The sequence below is a fragment of the Zymomonas mobilis subsp. pomaceae ATCC 29192 genome (assembly GCF_000218875.1).
Taxonomy (GTDB): Bacteria; Pseudomonadota; Alphaproteobacteria; order Sphingomonadales; family Sphingomonadaceae; genus Zymomonas; species Zymomonas pomaceae.
In genome coordinates this window covers 315,273-330,951 of sequence record NC_015709.1, presented here as the reverse complement: position 1 = coordinate 330,951, position 15,679 = coordinate 315,273, and the positions used below count along the sequence as shown (strand labels likewise).

At 43.8% G+C, this 15,679-nt stretch carries 16 protein-coding genes and 1 riboswitch; of the genes, 7 read left to right on the top strand and 9 right to left on the bottom strand.

What is annotated here, in order from left to right:
- Window positions 1-103 precede the first annotated feature (103 nt).
- The 3 genes from ZYMOP_RS01500 to serS are packed head-to-tail and all read right to left on the bottom strand — an operon-like array spanning window position 104 to window position 3,041.
- Window positions 104-997 (bottom strand): peptidoglycan DD-metalloendopeptidase family protein, encoded by an 894-nt coding sequence (locus ZYMOP_RS01500; RefSeq protein ID WP_013933595.1) that lies wholly within the window; start codon window positions 995-997, stop codon window positions 104-106.
- Window positions 994-1,761: a 5'/3'-nucleotidase SurE gene (gene surE / locus ZYMOP_RS01495; protein WP_013933594.1), complete on the bottom strand. Its 768-nt coding sequence runs from the start codon at window positions 1,759-1,761 to the stop codon at window positions 994-996. The genes ZYMOP_RS01500 and surE overlap by 4 nt, the downstream gene beginning before the upstream one ends.
- Before the next feature lie 2 nt (window positions 1,762-1,763).
- Window positions 1,764-3,041 (bottom strand): serine--tRNA ligase, encoded by a 1,278-nt coding sequence (gene serS, locus ZYMOP_RS01490; RefSeq protein WP_013933593.1) that lies wholly within the window; start codon window positions 3,039-3,041, stop codon window positions 1,764-1,766.
- A 281-nt stretch (window positions 3,042-3,322) separates the two neighbouring features.
- On the opposite strand from serS, the gene dksA reads away from it, so the two are divergent.
- On the top strand, window positions 3,323-3,808 hold the full coding sequence (dksA, locus tag ZYMOP_RS01485) for an RNA polymerase-binding protein DksA (RefSeq protein ID WP_013933592.1): 486 nt from the start codon (window positions 3,323-3,325) through the stop codon (window positions 3,806-3,808).
- A gap of 80 nt (window positions 3,809-3,888) precedes the next feature.
- On the opposite strand, the gene ZYMOP_RS09285 is transcribed toward dksA, so the two are convergent.
- A complete protein-coding gene (locus ZYMOP_RS09285) occupies window positions 3,889-4,047 on the bottom strand; it encodes a YdcH family protein (protein WP_013933591.1) in 159 nt (52 codons plus the stop codon).
- Window positions 4,048-4,250: 203 nt separating this feature from the next.
- Here ZYMOP_RS09285 and ZYMOP_RS01480 point away from each other — a divergent pair, with 203 nt between their 5' ends.
- A complete protein-coding gene (locus ZYMOP_RS01480) occupies window positions 4,251-4,448 on the top strand; it encodes a YdcH family protein (RefSeq protein WP_013933590.1) in 198 nt (65 codons plus the stop codon).
- Between the two features lie 99 nt (window positions 4,449-4,547).
- Here the strand turns inward: ZYMOP_RS01480 and ZYMOP_RS01475 are convergent, their stop codons facing one another.
- From ZYMOP_RS01475 to ZYMOP_RS01465, 3 genes are all read right to left on the bottom strand, one after another.
- Complete coding sequence (locus tag ZYMOP_RS01475; protein WP_013933589.1) at window positions 4,548-5,033, bottom strand: Hsp20 family protein; 486 nt, start codon at window positions 5,031-5,033, stop codon at window positions 4,548-4,550.
- Between the two features lie 252 nt (window positions 5,034-5,285).
- Complete coding sequence (locus ZYMOP_RS01470; protein WP_013933588.1) at window positions 5,286-6,875, bottom strand: S10 family peptidase; 1,590 nt, start codon at window positions 6,873-6,875, stop codon at window positions 5,286-5,288.
- Window positions 6,876-7,084: 209 nt separating this feature from the next.
- Complete coding sequence (locus tag ZYMOP_RS01465) at window positions 7,085-7,531, bottom strand: hypothetical protein (RefSeq protein ID WP_013933587.1); 447 nt, start codon at window positions 7,529-7,531, stop codon at window positions 7,085-7,087.
- Window positions 7,532-7,846: 315 nt separating this feature from the next.
- On the opposite strand from ZYMOP_RS01465, the gene ZYMOP_RS09280 reads away from it, so the two are divergent.
- From ZYMOP_RS09280 to msrA, 4 genes are all read left to right on the top strand, one after another.
- Window positions 7,847-8,643 (top strand): IS5 family transposase gene (locus ZYMOP_RS09280; protein ID WP_252507399.1). Its coding sequence is split into 2 segments (ribosomal slippage): window positions 7,847-8,186 and window positions 8,186-8,643, totalling 798 coding nucleotides; the frame shifts between segments, so codons are not numbered across the junction.
- A gap of 35 nt (window positions 8,644-8,678) precedes the next feature.
- Entirely contained in the window at window positions 8,679-9,821 is a 1,143-nt protein-coding gene (locus ZYMOP_RS01450; protein WP_013933585.1) for a mechanosensitive ion channel family protein, read from the top strand.
- A 1-nt stretch (window position 9,822) separates the two neighbouring features.
- Entirely contained in the window at window positions 9,823-10,449 is a 627-nt protein-coding gene (gene eda, locus ZYMOP_RS01445; RefSeq protein WP_013933584.1) for a bifunctional 4-hydroxy-2-oxoglutarate aldolase/2-dehydro-3-deoxy-phosphogluconate aldolase, read from the top strand.
- A 123-nt stretch (window positions 10,450-10,572) separates the two neighbouring features.
- Entirely contained in the window at window positions 10,573-11,115 is a 543-nt protein-coding gene (msrA, locus tag ZYMOP_RS01440) for a peptide-methionine (S)-S-oxide reductase MsrA (protein WP_013933583.1), read from the top strand.
- Between the two features lie 24 nt (window positions 11,116-11,139).
- On the opposite strand, the gene ZYMOP_RS01435 is transcribed toward msrA, so the two are convergent.
- Complete coding sequence (locus ZYMOP_RS01435; protein WP_013933582.1) at window positions 11,140-12,114, bottom strand: L-threonylcarbamoyladenylate synthase; 975 nt, start codon at window positions 12,112-12,114, stop codon at window positions 11,140-11,142.
- A gap of 173 nt (window positions 12,115-12,287) precedes the next feature.
- Window positions 12,288-12,488, top strand: a riboswitch (cobalamin riboswitch).
- Window positions 12,489-12,553: 65 nt separating this feature from the next.
- On the opposite strand from ZYMOP_RS01435, the gene metE reads away from it, so the two are divergent.
- Window positions 12,554-14,833, top strand: a complete 2,280-nt coding sequence (metE, locus tag ZYMOP_RS01430) for a 5-methyltetrahydropteroyltriglutamate--homocysteine S-methyltransferase (protein WP_013933581.1) — start codon at window positions 12,554-12,556, stop codon at window positions 14,831-14,833.
- Between the two features lie 98 nt (window positions 14,834-14,931).
- Here the strand turns inward: metE and ZYMOP_RS01425 are convergent, their stop codons facing one another.
- Window positions 14,932-15,525: a nitroreductase family protein gene (locus tag ZYMOP_RS01425; RefSeq protein WP_013933580.1), complete on the bottom strand. Its 594-nt coding sequence runs from the start codon at window positions 15,523-15,525 to the stop codon at window positions 14,932-14,934.
- Window positions 15,526-15,679 lie beyond the last annotated feature (154 nt).

Below are 15,679 nucleotides of genomic sequence, written 5' to 3'. Positions count from 1 at the left end.
AATATTGAACCCCTTTCTTCTTAAGAATTTGAACCTGTGAATGAACGACTATTAATCTTCAAATCTATAGAACAGCATAGGCCTCTAATCTATAACAATCCGATTATGGGCGCGTTGGTAATAAACGGGACGGATTAACAGCTTTTAAGCCGTGGCGAATCTCAAAATGGAGTTGAGGACGCGTTGTTTGACCGCTTTCACCCGCATAAGCTATTAACTGCCCCTTATGGACAAAATCGCCTTGTGCTACCTTTATTTTATCTAAATGGCCATAGGCTGTCATCCAACTTTGGGCATGTTGGATCAGGATGACCCCCCCTAAAATTGAAATATGCGTACCGATATAGGCAACACGCCCTTCTTCAGCTGCAAAAACAGGAGAACCCACTGTTGCCGCTATATCCAGCCCGTTGTTAACACGGCCATTATCCGTTCGCCCATAAGCGCTAAGAATGGCACCATGTGCCGGCCAGCCAAAATTCAGGACCTGATCTGCTTTGTCAGATCGTGTCTTGTGAACAACCGCAGGCTGCGCCCCCCCAACGATTTGCTTCATATTGAGAGCGTTATCTTTGGATGGCTCGTGCCTGTTTTCAATAGAGGCCACCGGTAAAATAAGCTTCATACCCCGCCGCAACTGATAGGGCGGCTGTAAATGGTTAAGCGCAATGATGCGTTGCCATGATACGCCATAAATATGGGCTAACCCCAATCCAGTATCGCCTTCTTTCACAAAATAGGAAGCGTGGACTTCTGGAAGGTGTAATATTTGCCCTTCCTGTAAAAAATAGGGCTCCTTTAAATGGTTAACCTTTATTAATTCCGTTCTCTTTATGCCGAGATGGTAGGCGATACCATTTAAGGTTTCCCCAGTTTTTACAATATGGGTAGCAGATCTCGCCTCTTTAAAAGCAAAGGCTGCTGATAAAGAGGCTGTAAACAATAAGCTTGTTAAGCACAGAATACTTATTGTCCACAGAGATCGGCTTTTTATCATTTTTCTAGAATATCCGTTAACGATTCCAAAGAGGCAAAATCGGTGAAATTTGGAACTAAGGGTGTAACCGTCACATAATTTTGTGATGACAGATCAAGATCCGCATTCAAATTATTTTTATTGATAGCTTCACCCAAAGCTACCCAATACCAAAGTTTACCGCGAGGATCGATTCCTTGCTCGATATTAAGACGGCCGTAATCCCGATGGCCTTGTGCAATTACCTTAATGCCTTTGACATCCTCTCCCGTGCAGGCCGGAAAATTGACATTATAAAAGGTACGATTGGGTAAAGGCGAGGCAATCAGTTTTTTAACAACGGTGGTGCCCCATTCGACAGAAGCATCAAAGCAAAGCTTACCATCCTGAAAATCAGAACTGTAAACCTGACTTAAGCCAATAGAACGTATACCCGCGATAGCCCCTTCCATGGCGGCAGAAACCGTGCCCGAATAGGTTACATCTTCAGCAAGATTGGCACCGTGATTAATACCCGAAAGAACAAGGTCAGGCGGATTATCTTTCATGATCTCCTTGATGCCCATAACCACCGAATCCGAAGGCGTTCCGGATACTGAATACCGTTTTTCTTCATGTTTATAAAGCCGACTGGGCATACTCAGTGTCAGAGAATGCGCCATACCGGAACGCTCTTTATCTGGAGCAACAATCGTCACATCATCGGAAATTTTACGAGCTATTGCTTCTAATATTTTAATACCTTCAGCTTCAATACCATCGTCATTTGTAATTAAAATTCGCATTTTTAAGCGATCTCCAACTTGGTTATACCCTTCATATAAGGGTGTAAGATTTCTGGAATGGTTACAGAGCCATCTTCTTCTTGATAATTTTCAAGAATAGCGACCAACGTTCTACCAACAGCTAAGCCCGAGCCATTTAATGTATGAACGACATTTGTACCTTTTCCTTCAGCCGGACGATAACGGGCTTCCATACGTCTGGCCTGAAAAGCGCCACAATCTGAAATGCTGCTAATCTCGCGATAACAATTTTGCCCCGGCAGCCATACTTCAAGATCATACGTGCGCATGGCAGAAAATCCCATATCACCAGTGCATAATAACATGCGGCGATAGGGTAAATTGAGGCTTTGAAGAATATTTTCTGCGCATTCAACCATCCGCATTTGTTCGGCTGTTGAATTTTCTGGCGTCGTAATAGATACCATTTCGACTTTATCGAATTGATGCTGGCGGATAAGACCGCGTGTATCCCGACCCGCAGCGCCGGCCTCAGCTCGAAAACAAGGGGTCAAAGCGGTAAAACGTAAAGGTAATCGGGATTCCTCAATAATCGATTCGCGGACAATATTCGTTAAACAGACTTCGGCGGTTGGAATCAGCCAGCGATCGTCTGTTGTATGAAATAAATCTTCTGCAAATTTGGGTAACTGACCTGTTCCAAACAAAGCCTGATCACGGACAAGAAGCGGCGGTGCAATTTCAGTGAAACCGTTTTGTTCTGTCTGACAATCCAGCATAAATTGGCCAATAGCCCGATTGAGTCGAGCCATTGTCCCGCGCATCAGAGCAAAACGTGCCCCAGACATAGTAGCGGCGGTATCAAAATCAAGACCTAATGCCGGTGCAAAATCAGCATGTTCCTTGGGTTTAAAGGAGAATTCGCGCGGAGTTCCCCACCGAAAAACTTCAAGATTATCCTGCTCATCGCTTCCCGTGGGAACATCTTCTGCCGGAAGATTCGGTATAGCCGCCAGCTGAGTATGAAGCGTCTCGCCCAAAAGCGCTTCTTCCCCTTCAATCTCAGCCATTCTTTCTTTTATAGTGGCGACTTCTGCCTTCATTTTTTCGGCTGAAGTTTTATCACCGCTTTTCATGGCTTGCCCGATCAGACGCGACACTTCATTTCTTTTCGTCTGAAGTGTTTGCAATTCAAGGGCAAGCGCACGGCGATTACCATCAATTTCCAAAAGGGTCTGTGAAATCGGTGCCAGACCCCGACGAGATAAAGCCTGATCAAATTTTTCAGGCTCTGAACGAATTAGTCTAATATCATGCATAGTCATTGCCTATGACGATGCTGTAAATTGAACGCAAGGCTGTAAAAAAATCTATGTTCATCCATTTTAAAAATGGTATTTACTAATACGATACTTCTCTATCTTGTCTGATCGGATTCGTCTGTTTATTACGCAAGGAGTCGTGATGCGGTCAGCCTTATAATAAATCTGCATATTGGGCACCGAATTACACGATGGAAGCCTATTTCTGCCCGGACCAATCCCGCCAGATACCGTGGTAGCAAAATGGTGATTGCCAACCTTAAAAGGGAGCAACGTACATGGCATCTAATTTCACTGCTTCTAAGGTTAATACCAAAGGTATTAAGGTTAGTGCTTTAGATAAATCACCCTCTATTGCTGGCCCTGATGACTATCGTCCTTCAGCGGATGAGCCATTTATGAATGAGCGACAGCAAGCCTATTTCCGCGAGAAATTGTTACGCTGGAAAGAAGCCATTCTAACAGAATCACAGGGAACTCTAGCGCAATTACGACAAGACTCATTACGAGAAGCTGATTTGACGGATAGGGCCTCTAGTGAAACAGATTGGTCAATCGAATTGCGTACCCGCGATCGGCAAAGAAAGTTAATTTCAAAAATTGACGCTGCATTGAGACGAATCGATGAAGGTGAATACGGATATTGCGAAGTTACTGGTGATCCGATTTCTCTTGCCCGTCTGGAAGCACGCCCTATTGCGACGATGACTATTGAAGCACAAGAACGCCACGAGCGTCATGAAAAAGTATCGAGAGATGAATAAATATAGGGCTTTGTTTTCTTTTTAAAGATTCAAGCAAAGAGGGACTTCAATCAGATTTGAAGCCCCTCTTTTTATAAATTTTACTTTATACCGGATATATCTTCTTTTATTCGCAATTTTTCTTTTTTCAGGCGGCTGACTACAGTGAAATCAGGATTGGGTCGAATAACTTCTGCCCTAAGACGGGCATCAATATGGGCATGTTTGGCGAATAATGCAGAAAGGTGACGATTTCTCATGGTGAAGAGTCTCCTTATTCATAGCCGGTTAGAGTATCCTAACATAAAGGAGTAAATCACAGATTATCTGCTTTGTCGCGATACAAAATCTTTTTTAAAGATAAACTATATTTTTTGATGACCCGATATGCCATAGAGATAGGCCTTAGAAACATCCTACTTCCTGATTAGGGCGATAGAAAAGCAGGTTCAAAGGATTGATGATGAATAATGACGCATTACTTAAGCAGCTTAATCTGCTACGTCAGGAACATCGGGATCTGGATATTGCCATTGAAGCGTTAGCGCTCAACGCACCGGCTGAACAATTGCGGTTAGCACGTATGAAAAAAAGAAAATTGCGTCTACGTGATGAAATCGCCTTGATAGAAGACCAGTTGGTTCCAGATATTATTGCATAAAAATTCGATAATTTTTTGATGTTATTTTCAAGTAAAAAAAGAACCGCCTCTTAATAGAAGCGGTTCTTTTTTTTAAGTATAACGTTTAAACGCGCATGATTAAGCGGCCTTTACTGGACTTACTGTGCTATCATCAGGCAAATTCTTTTCGATTTTTGAACTATCGCCGCCAATTTCAATCTTACGCGGTTTCTTCTGGTCTGGAACAATCCGATCCAGCTCAATATTCAACAAACCATTCTCGTAATCGGCACCGACAATCTTAATGGTATCCGCTAATTGGAAACGCCGTTCAAAGCTGCGCTTGGCAATACCACGATGCAAATATTCTCGCGTTTCCTTAACAGTATTTTCTGCCGCCTGTCCGGTAATTGTAAGCACATTATCCTGTACCGTTACATCAAGTTCGTCTTTGGAAAAACCGGCAACGGCCATAGAGATACAATAACGATTTTCGCTTAATTTTTCGATATTATAGGGTGGGAAGGCTTCACTTTCACCCCGTGAAGCAATGTCAACTAAACGGTTAATGTTTTCGAATCCGACAGAAGAGCGCAAAAACGGGGTAAGATCAAAAGCACGCATTTATCTAATCCTTTTAATAAGCGACTAAATTTAATCTCTGCATTACTTGCCAGAGAAACAAAGGTTGCTCCATAAGGCCGCATCATTTGTTGAAATAGAGATAATATAGGTAAAAGGCATTTCAACATTATTAGATAAAAATTTTTATGTCTTGAAAAAGGATTCGACGTTACTATGAGCCATAAAAATTATTCCGATAACCCTAAGCTACCGGAATAATTTTGGGGTGGAATAAAATCCTAGGCTTATTTCTTAATGGGCTGTTGTTTCGGTATAAAATCGAGCCACATCTTGTTTCATTTCATGCAGAGAAACCGGATCCAAATAGACCATATGACCAGATGGATAATAACGATAAGCTATATTAGCGCGTTGCGCTGGCTCTAACATCATATGGGAAAGATCATACTCTGTTGCAAAAAAAGGCGTTGCCATATCGTAATAGCCATTAAGCGAGAGAATCTTCAGATGAGGATTTTCACGCATTGCTAGAGATAAATCAACTGCAACATCGGGTATTTGCTGTACGGAAGACGATCCTGGCGCTTTGTGTTTCCAATCCCATTTAAAGTCAGGCTGACCGTAAATACTGATGTTATAATTCATATTGCTTTGATATTGTAAATCACGCGTCAAATAATCGCTAAATAATCCAAAGAAAGCACCGGAAACAGCGGTACTGGAAGCGTCAAATTCAGGAGTTTCCCCTGCTGGTTCTGAATCGATGCCTGTATAGCGGGCATCTAACCGTCCTGTCGTTAGGTGGCGATCACGTAATAATTCTTTACGGAAACTGCCAAGATCAATCCTAAGATTATTGAGCTTAATAAATTCAGGAGAAAGCCCTGTAAATCCAGCTAATTGCTGGGCTATCTGACTTTTTTCTTCATCAGAAATATGGTCGCCCTTATCAAGGGCCGTAGAATAGGGGCCATTAGCAAAGGCACGCGCCCGATCAAGAAAACTTTTAAGATCAGCAGGTCTATTCCTTAGCTTGTTATGATACCAAGCGGTGGCCGCATAACTTGGCAAATAAGCCTTATAGATATGATCGTATCCCGGTTGGCGGATGCCATAGTTCAAAATAGAGGAAAGCAGAATAACACCATTAAACTGCATACCCTCTTTTTGTAACAGGTTCACTAACTGACCTGAGCGGGTTGTACCATAGCTTTCCCCGAAAAGATATTTAGGGCTTCCCCAGCGCTGATTTTTAGTAACATAGCGCTGGATCGTTTTTGCAAAAGCCTGTGCATCTTGATCGACGCCCCAAAATTCTTTGCCTTTCGTATCCCCTAAGGGACGTGAATAGCCTGAACCAATAGCATCAATAAAGACCAGATCAGAAACATCTAACATGCTATCGGGGTTAGGGCCGAACGGATAAGGCGCAGGGCGAATGGTTATCGGATCTGCCGTATTGACCCGCATAGGGCCAAAAGATCCGACATGAAGCCACAATGAAGAAGATCCCGGTCCGCCATTATAAAAAAAGGTAACAGGCCGATTGGATACAGAATTTTTACTATCTAGCGTATAAGCGGTATAAAAAACACTTGCCGTTGGTTTACCTTCGCTATCACGGATAGTTAAGGTACCCGCAGTGGCATGATAGCGCAAATTCTGACCATTCAGTGATAAAGTATGTTCGGTTACTTTTTCTTGTTCCAGAACGGGCGGGTGAGCCCAATTTGCCTGAATCTCTTCAGTAAGGGATGTATTAAGCTTATTATTTTCTATTTTTTTATCGAGTGTTTTTTTATCGGGATGTTCTGCCCAGACAGGGCTAAGGACCATACTGGCCGAAAATAGTAATGAAGCCATAATACTATAAAAGCGCATCAATAAAAATCCTGCTGATAGAAAAAGAGTTCCTGATCAAGAAACCAGCAGGTAGTATTTAGACTATATATTTCTATTTTAGACAATATTAAACAATAAAAAAACATAGTTATAAAATGTAAATTTATAATATGGATATAAAAAGTGCTTTTGGCGAAAATTAATACCAAAAGCACCTTTTATTTAATAATCTATAATTTTAATGAAGATTATTTATGGCCAGTGGCACCTTTCCAAGCATTAGAAAAAGCGCTTCCCACGGTATTCGCGCCCTTTTTAATCTCGTTACCGGCTTTATCGGTCGTATTTTCAATGGCATCGCCCGCACTGTCGGTAGCGCTTTCAGCCTTGGTGCCCGTCTTTTTCCAAGACTTGCCAACGTCATTAGACGCTTTATTCGTCGTCTTTACGGTAGAACGACGAACTTTTTTCGTAGTCTTCCCTGCTTTTTTACGAGCAGCAGTCGCTGTATTGCTAACAGCCTGACTGGTTTCATCTGCACCATTTTGAAGACTATCACCGGCATTGCTGATGGCACCCTGATCTTCAACAGAATAGGCAGAGGCGGCACTCGCCATGACTGGGGATAGACTCAACGCTGCCGTTGCACTTAGAAGAAGACCTGCCACAGAGTTGGTCAATCGGTTACTAGGCATGGTAGAATGCTTTCCTTTCTTACATATTAATGTTTTATAACTATAGAATCTAAATTAGGTTCCATTTTCATAAAACATATACTTATAAAAATTAATTATAGTATAATTATACTAATATTTTATAAAATAAAGTATAGATTATAAACTGTCTTTTTAACAAAAAAATTTATTTTTACATAGTTATCGAAAATATTTCATTTTACTGGAAAATTTTATAAAAATACCCTATATTGCTTGAATATTAAGTAAAGGATTCTGAAATATCTTTGTTCTGTCTAGGGCCTGTTAGATCTTAAATTTTTTTACATAAAAGGGATGGAAGACGGAATCGTTACCGGTATTTTTACGGATGAGACATGGTCGATCTGGGAACCTCTAATTGAGGCAGTTCGCCCGAAGGGTAAGACACCACCCCATGATCTGCGTCGCACGATATCGGCGATATTCTGGCGACATGAGAATGGTGCGAAATGGCGGAGCATTCCCGCTGAATTGGGTCCGTGGTGGCGGGCAGCGCAGCTTTTCATCCGCTGGGCGAAACTTGGCGTATGGGACCGCCTGTTGAAACGGGTTCAGGAACAACAGGGAGTGGCACTCGGAATGACTTTTCTGGATGGTACGAACATCAGGGCTCACCATAAGGCGGCAGGAGCCCAAAAAAAGGGGATTCTTTCGAAGAGCGAGACCATCGTGAAGCACTTGGCCGCTCTCGCGGGGGCTATGGCACGAAAGTCTGTGTAATTGCTGATGGACACGGAAAAGGAATTGATTTCGCTCTTGCGTCTGGACAGGCTCATGAACTGCCAATGGCGCCAGTCATGCTTGAACATCTCCCCTCTGTTCCCATGTGGGTCGTAGCTGACAAAGGCTATGCTTCGGATGCTTTCCGTGAACGGATCTGGGACATCGGGGCTCGACCAGCCATTCCTGCAAAACGACGTGATGCGTCGGTCGCCTGCCCTAAATGGGCTTATCGTTGCCGGCATCTTGTTGAAAACCTCTGGGCTCGCCTCAAAGAGTGGCGCGCTGTCGCTACCAGATATGAAAAAACAGCAACCTGCTTCCTCGCGGTTATCCACATCGCTGCCGCTGCAGACTGGATCAAGATCTAACAGAACCTAATCTGTTTATATAAGAGATAATTTGATTGACTGATTATCTTATTCGTATGCTCCCTGTGTCTGTCCAGACAATGCTTGTTCTTGGTATCTGCATAATAGCGAGCCTTGCCTTTTATCGTTTTCTGCTGCGATTTCTACGCTATCTTATTCAAAATAAAGAAAGTCCGGTCAGCCAAAGTTTACTTAATAAATTATCGCGTCCCCTACGCTGGGTTTCCTGTCTGATTGGCATCTATATATCTCAACAGATATTACCCTTTGGCCCTGTTGGAGAAAGCTTACTTTTACGCGCAGCGTCTTTTGTTGTTCCGGCTATGGCAGGGTGGTTAGCCTTGGCGATGCTTCATGCGGTTAGCGACATTGTCGATATTCGTAGCCGACAATCTGTGGAAGGCAATGAAAGCCGGAAATTAGCATCCCGTCGCCATAGAACACGTATGTCGATTATGATGCGAGTCGGTTCTTTTCTTATCATCATGGTCACATTAGGCATCATGATGATGACGATTCCAGCGGTCAGAAATATCGGTGTAACGCTGATGGCTTCGGCTGGTTTGGTAGGTTTAGCGGTGGGTGCGGCGGCGCAACCGCTCTTAAAAAATCTGATTGCAGGTATTCAGGTCGCTTTTACGGAACCTATCCGAATTGATGATTTAGTTATTGTTGAGAGCGGCGATTGGGGTTGGATAGAAAAAATCACATTAACCTATGTAACGGTTCGTTTATGGGATGAACGACGGGTTATTGTACCGCTGGCTCGTTTTTTGGAACAACCGTTTGAAAACTGGACACGCGAAGCCGAGCAATTAATCGGAAAAATATTTTTATATGTTGATCCCTTGGCTGACGTTGAACGTCTGCGTGAACACATGAAAAAAGTAGTTGTTTCCAACCCTTTATGGGATGGCCGCTCTTTTATTTTGCAAGTTAGCGATATGAAGCCGGAATATATCGAGCTTAGATTATTAGCGACGGCAAGGGATGCGCCCTCCTCTTGGGATTTGTGTTGTGACATTCGTGAAAAAATGTTGCTTTTTATTGCAGAAAACATGCCTGAAGCTATTGCATACACACGTTTTGCACTTCCTCCACGTAAAAAACTTGATTTTTCGAGTGAGGGGGTAGATGCAGGCAACGAACCCATTAAGGGAAATAAAGCAGGAGTCTAAGATGCGCGATATCGATTCCGTAATGCGCTTAGCCCCGGTTATGCCGGTACTGGTCATTGAAGATATTGCTGATGCAAAACCCATTGCAGAAGCTTTAGTTGCTGGTGGTCTGAACGTTCTTGAAGTAACGCTTCGCACCCCTTGTGCCCTTGAAGCTATCAAGGTCATGAAAGAAGTTCCAGGTGCCGTTGTTGGTGCCGGTACGGTTCTTAATGCAAAGATGCTGGATCAGGCTCAGGAAGCTGGTTGCGAATTCTTCGTCAGCCCAGGTTTGACCGCTGATCTTGGTAAGCATGCTGTTGCTCAGAAAGCTGCTTTGCTTCCTGGTATTGCTAACGCTGCTGATCTGATGCTCGGTCTTGACCTTGGTCTGGAACGCTTCAAATTTTTCCCGGCTGAAAACATTGGTGGTTTACCCGCTCTGAAGTCAATGGCTTCTGTTTTCCGTCAGGTTCGTTTTTGCCCGACGGGCGGTATCACGCCGGAAACTGCCCCTAAATATCTGGCTCATCCTTCTGTCCTTTGTGTCGGTGGTAGCTGGGTTGTTCCAGCTGGCAAACCCGATGTGGCTAAGATCACGTCGCTTGCTAAAGAAGCTTCTTCTTTCAAGCGCGCTGCTGTCGCTTAATAGCGTCACAGATTGCTTTAAAACGCCACTTGTGCTGAACAGGTGGCGTTTTGCATTTATGGGCCTATCAAAACGGATCGGACTATTCCGAAACTTTTTTAGAATCAGGCCGTTTTCTTCTCTATGATAGAAGAAGCAATATTAGCCGGTGGCTGTTTTTGGTGTGTAGAAGCCATTTTTAAAGACGTAATAGGTATATCTTCCGTAGAAAGTGGCTATATCGGTGGAAATATAGCCCATCCTGATTATAAACAGGTCTGCCAAGGCACAACGGGGCATGCAGAGGCCATTCGATTATCTTTCGATCCTGAAAAAATTCGCTATGCCGATATTTTAGATATATTCTTTAATATCCATGATGCGACCCAACTTAATCAGCAAGGTGCTGACGTTGGCACGCAATACCGTTCGGCTATTTTTACCCTTAACAAGCAGCAAGAACACGAGGCACAAGATGCTGTCGTAAGAGCCCAAGCACACAATAAAAAGCCTGTGGTAACCACGATTGAATCATCCTCAACTTTTTATCCCGCTGAATCCTATCATCAAGATTACTTTGAAAAACAAGGTAGTAGTAACGCCTATTGCGTAACTGTAATCGCCCCTAAATTAGCCAAATTCCGAAAAAGCTATGCCGCAAGACTAAAAAATAAATCTTCTTCATAGGCTTGGATTACATTCTTGTTTTTTTTAACGAGGTGCGGCGGCGCGTCTCAGGCGATCGTTAATAGCCCGTCCTATGCCGTGGTCTGGAATAGGGGCTATCACGATTTGACGGCACCCGCTGGCTTCAGCGCGATGAAGGGCTGCAAATAAATGCGCCGCCGCCTCGACCAAATCGCCTGTGAATGAAAGATTATCGTCGCCCTCAATTTTACCAAAACCGATATGCCATTCATCTGGTTGCTTGACTTCTACCTCTAATTTAACGGGCTGATGGGGCGCATAATGGCTGCTCAATTGTCCCGGCGCTTCAATAGGGTGAGAGGTACTATTTTCTTTATGGGTCTCTACAATCGGTAAGGCAGTCGCCTTTTTCAACGCTTCAATCGTAATCGGTCCATAACGCAACAGATGTATTTTGTCGTTCTCTGGCGCAATAATGGTCGATTCAAGGCCATCTTCGGTGAGACCTCCATCAAGAATAAGCGGAATACGTCCATCCAAAGAGTTTTTGACATGCTGGGCAGAAGTAGGACTGATCGCACCACTTTTATTGGCAGAGGGGGCCGCTAATAGACAACGGGAAGACAGGATTAAAGCGCGCATAACAGGATGCGAAGGCATTCTAATCGCTACACGCTTTAATCCGGCTGTAACGATAGAGGCAATGGGGGCTTCTTTTTTCAAAGGAAGCACCATGGTGAGCGGGCCCGGCCAAAATAATTGTGCTATTTTTAGGGTTTCTTCACTGAATGCGGCAATGGACAACGCCTGTTCAATATCGGCAACATGAACAATAAGCGGATTAAAAGAAGGGCGGCCTTTTGCCTGATAAATACGAGCCACAGCCTCGTTAGAAGCGGCATCCGCAGCCAGACCATAAACGGTCTCGGTCGGCACCGCGACAGGTAAGCCTGATCGAATCAGCGAAACGGCTTCTTTTATGCCAGCCTCGTCACAGGGGCGAACGACAGTTCCCAAGCGTGAAGAAAATGCATTCATTCGATTGGGCTAGCTTGTGACGCTATGTTCTGCAAGCTTTCTCCCTTTTTGGCGGAAAAATCTATCTTTTCGGCACCTTAATAGGGAAGCCGAACGCAAAAAATAAACTAATCAAAAAATAAACATATAAACACATCTTTATATTTAGCTTGACCTTTGGTTCATGATCGGTGAGCAAGAAGAAGGATTAAGGTTCTTTGTACGTGTTACAAAGCTAAGAGGGAAATCGGTGCGGAAAAATCCAAAGCCGGTGCTGCCCCCGCAACTGTAAACAGGTAGCCAGGATCATTTTTACCACTGATAGTAATATCGGGAAGGTTGATCTTAGGTGATGATCTGTAAGTCAGGAGACCTGCCTTAACCCTGTTATCCATCCGCTGCTTTTGGAAGGCTGAAAAGGCGTTTCCAGAAATCAGCTTCTTTTCGGGGTTGAAGAGAAATGAGTGTTAAAGTTGCTAATCTGGGTTTCCCAAGAATAGGGCCTCGGCGTGAACTAAAATTTGCGTTAGAAAGCTTTTGGGGCGGTCGTAGTAGTGAAGCTGAATTAGAAAAAACCGCAGCAGAGCTGCGCCATGAAACATGGCAGCTACAGGATAAGCTGGGTATCGACTATATCCCAAGCAATGATTTTTCTTTCTATGATCATGTGCTTGATACAAGTGCTATGTTGGGCGCGGTACCAGAACGCTATGGCTTTAAAGGGGGTAAGGTAGACCTTGCTACTTATTTCGCTATGGCACGGGGCACTACCTCGGCTGATCATAGCGTTACCGCCATGGAAATGACCAAATGGTTTGATACCAACTATCATTACATGGTGCCCGAATTAGTCAAAGGCCAAAAGCTGGCTCTGGCTTCTACCAAGGCCTTGGACTTATATAACGAAGCCAAAGCCGCCGGTATTGAAACCCGTCCTGTCCTGTTAGGGCCGGTGACATGGCTCAGTCTGGCCAAAGGTCGGGATGTTAATCCTTTTGATTATCTCGATGATGTCATTTCGATCTATACTGACGTTTTAGAAAGTCTTGCAAAAGCGGGCGCGAAATGGGTTCAGATTGATGAACCTGCTTTGGTATTAGATCTTAATGATCAACAAAAAGCAGCCTTTAAGAAAGCCTATGATAAGCTTTCCAAAGCTGGCCCCTCTTTGATGCTGACCAGCTATTTTGGTCGCCTTGCTGATAACCTTGATCTGGCTTTATCACTTCCGGTTTCGGGTATTCATCTTGATCTCATTCGCGGTAAAGAAGATCAGAAAGCCTTATTAGAAAAAGCACGTCCAGACTTGGTGCTTTCTCTTGGTGTTATCGATGGACGCAATATTTGGCGTACGGATCTTGATGCCCTTTTGGATTGGGTTGAGCCGCTTGCTAAAACTCGTGATCTTATCTTAGCACCGTCTTGTTCTTTATTGCATGTTCCAGTTGATCTGAAAGCTGAAAAGAAGATTGATGCTGAAGTAGCGCAATGGCTTGCTTTTGCCCATCAAAAGCTTGAAGAACTGGTAATTCTGAAGAAAGCCTTGAATAAAGGTCGCAATGAAGTGGCCTTGGAATTAGCGGATTCTGCTAAGGCCGCCGAGAATCGGCGTTCATCGCCTCGTATTCATAATCCACAAGTAGCCAAGCGTTTGGCAACCGTCACACCGCAAATGGCACAACGGCTCAGCCCTTATCCAAAGCGTGCCGCTCTTCAGCAGGAAGGTTTAAAACTTCCCCTTTATCCAACCACGACTATCGGTTCTTTCCCCCAAACAACCGAAGTAAGACAGGCGCGCGCCAAGCATCGCCGTGGTGAATTGGATGATGCGGGTTATACGCAATTCCTGCGTGAACAAACCGCGGCTACTATTCATTGGCAAGAAGAAATCGGCCTTGACGTTTTGGTTCATGGCGAATTCGAACGCAATGATATGGTGCAATATTTCGGCGAGCAACTGAGTGGTTTTGTCTTTACCAATAATGGTTGGGTACAAAGCTATGGTTCTCGTTGTGTCCGTCCTCCGATTTTATTCGGTGATGTAACCCGTCCGAAGGCGATGACAGTTGAATGGTGGGCCTTCTCTCAGGCACAGAGCGAAAAGCCTGTCAAAGGCATGTTAACGGGCCCGGTGACAATTCTAAACTGGTCATTTGTCCGTAATGATCAACCCCGTTCGGAAAGCTGTCGTCAGCTAGCGCTGGCTATTCGGGATGAGGTTGTCGATCTGGAAAAAGCGGGCGCTAAAATCATTCAGATTGATGAAGCCGCTTTGCGTGAAGGTTTGCCTTTACGACGGAATGAATGGCAGACTTATTTAGATTGGGCGGTTGAATCTTTCCGCCTGACGGCTTCTGGCGTGCAGGATAAAACACAAATTCATAGCCACATGTGCTATTCAGAATTTAATGATATTTTGCCCTCCATTGCCGCTATGGATGCCGATGCGCTTTCCATCGAAACGGCACGGTCTCAGATGGAATTATTACAGGCTTTTGCAAGCTATGAATATCCAAATCAGATTGGCCCCGGTGTTTATGATATTCACTCTCCCAGAATTCCTTCTGTCAAAGAAATGGTAGAATTATTACGGCTTGCCCGTAAATATCTACCGGCAGATCGTCTGTGGGTGAATCCAGATTGTGGTCTTAAAACGCGCCGTTGGGAAGAAGTAAAACCATCACTTTTGGCGATGGTTGCCGCAGCTCATCAGATGCGTGAAGAAGAAAAAACAAAATAATTCTTTTTCATTACGATACGCGCCGGTAATACTGGCGCGTATCATTTATAATAAAAATATTTTAAAATAAAAAAATTATGATATGATGTACTTAAATTTTATTCTTTATTTTTTGATTTCCACTTATGGACAATATCTTTAACATCAGGACGCTTGCGTTCCTCTATATCTTTTTCTTCTGTTCCTAAAAAAATAAAACCAGCGATTAAATCACCTTCTTCGCCACCAAAACTTTTTATAACGGTAGGCGAAAAGGCAGCCCATCCCGTTAACCAATTGCCGACAAAACCAAGACTATGCGCGGCTAATAATAAATTCATACAGGCGGCACCCGCCGACAAATGCTGTTCAAAAATAGGAACTGAACTCTTCTTATCGACCTTGGCAAGAACAACGACTAAGCAAGGCGCAGAATGAGCAAGTTTATTCATTTTTTCATAATTTTTTTTGTCGGCATTCGGTTTTTCTGCCTTTAAAGCAGCTTCAAAAAGGGCATTTAGAGCGCTTCTTTCTTTTTTCCCTACAATGAAAAAACGCCAAGGGGCTAATTTCCCATGATCGGGAACACGCATAGCTATTTCTAAGATCCAAAGCAGATCAGTCTCGGAAGGGCCGGGTGCCTCCAGTTGAGAGGCTTTACCCGATCTACGCGTTGCCAACAGCTTTTTCGCTGTGGAATAATCATTAAGCATGAGAACCTCTTCACAAGAAAATATCTTCTCTTCTAAAGCGGAATTTTTTTACAATAGTTCCCTTTCCCAGCATTAATCCCGCTTGCAAAAAAGCCGATATTCTGTTTCCAAAGTAAATTGGGGTTTTGAAGGGGGGCAAAATGGATGAAATAAC

Excerpts from the sequence above, each read along its gene's own strand:
- ZYMOP_RS01475 (WP_013933589.1), bottom strand. The coding sequence starts at position 5,033 with ATGCGTGCTTTTGATCTTACCCCGTTTTTGCGCTCTTCTGTCGGATTC.
- metE (WP_013933581.1), top strand. The coding sequence starts at position 12,554 with ATGAGTGTTAAAGTTGCTAATCTGGGTTTCCCAAGAATAGGGCCTCGG.
- eda (WP_013933584.1), top strand. The coding sequence starts at position 9,823 with ATGCGCGATATCGATTCCGTAATGCGCTTAGCCCCGGTTATGCCGGTA.
- ZYMOP_RS09285 (WP_013933591.1), bottom strand. The coding sequence starts at position 4,047 with ATGAGAAATCGTCACCTTTCTGCATTATTCGCCAAACATGCCCATATT.
- msrA (WP_013933583.1), top strand. The coding sequence starts at position 10,573 with ATGATAGAAGAAGCAATATTAGCCGGTGGCTGTTTTTGGTGTGTAGAA.
- ZYMOP_RS01425 (WP_013933580.1), bottom strand. The coding sequence starts at position 15,525 with ATGCTTAATGATTATTCCACAGCGAAAAAGCTGTTGGCAACGCGTAGA.
- serS (WP_013933593.1), bottom strand. The coding sequence starts at position 3,041 with ATGCATGATATTAGACTAATTCGTTCAGAGCCTGAAAAATTTGATCAG.
- ZYMOP_RS01500 (WP_013933595.1), bottom strand. The coding sequence starts at position 997 with ATGATAAAAAGCCGATCTCTGTGGACAATAAGTATTCTGTGCTTAACA.
- ZYMOP_RS01480 (WP_013933590.1), top strand. The coding sequence starts at position 4,251 with ATGAATAATGACGCATTACTTAAGCAGCTTAATCTGCTACGTCAGGAA.
- ZYMOP_RS01470 (WP_013933588.1), bottom strand. The coding sequence starts at position 6,875 with ATGCGCTTTTATAGTATTATGGCTTCATTACTATTTTCGGCCAGTATG.
- surE (WP_013933594.1), bottom strand. The coding sequence starts at position 1,761 with ATGCGAATTTTAATTACAAATGACGATGGTATTGAAGCTGAAGGTATT.
- ZYMOP_RS01435 (WP_013933582.1), bottom strand. The coding sequence starts at position 12,114 with ATGAATGCATTTTCTTCACGCTTGGGAACTGTCGTTCGCCCCTGTGAC.
- ZYMOP_RS01465 (WP_013933587.1), bottom strand. The coding sequence starts at position 7,531 with ATGCCTAGTAACCGATTGACCAACTCTGTGGCAGGTCTTCTTCTAAGT.
- dksA (WP_013933592.1), top strand. The coding sequence starts at position 3,323 with ATGGCATCTAATTTCACTGCTTCTAAGGTTAATACCAAAGGTATTAAG.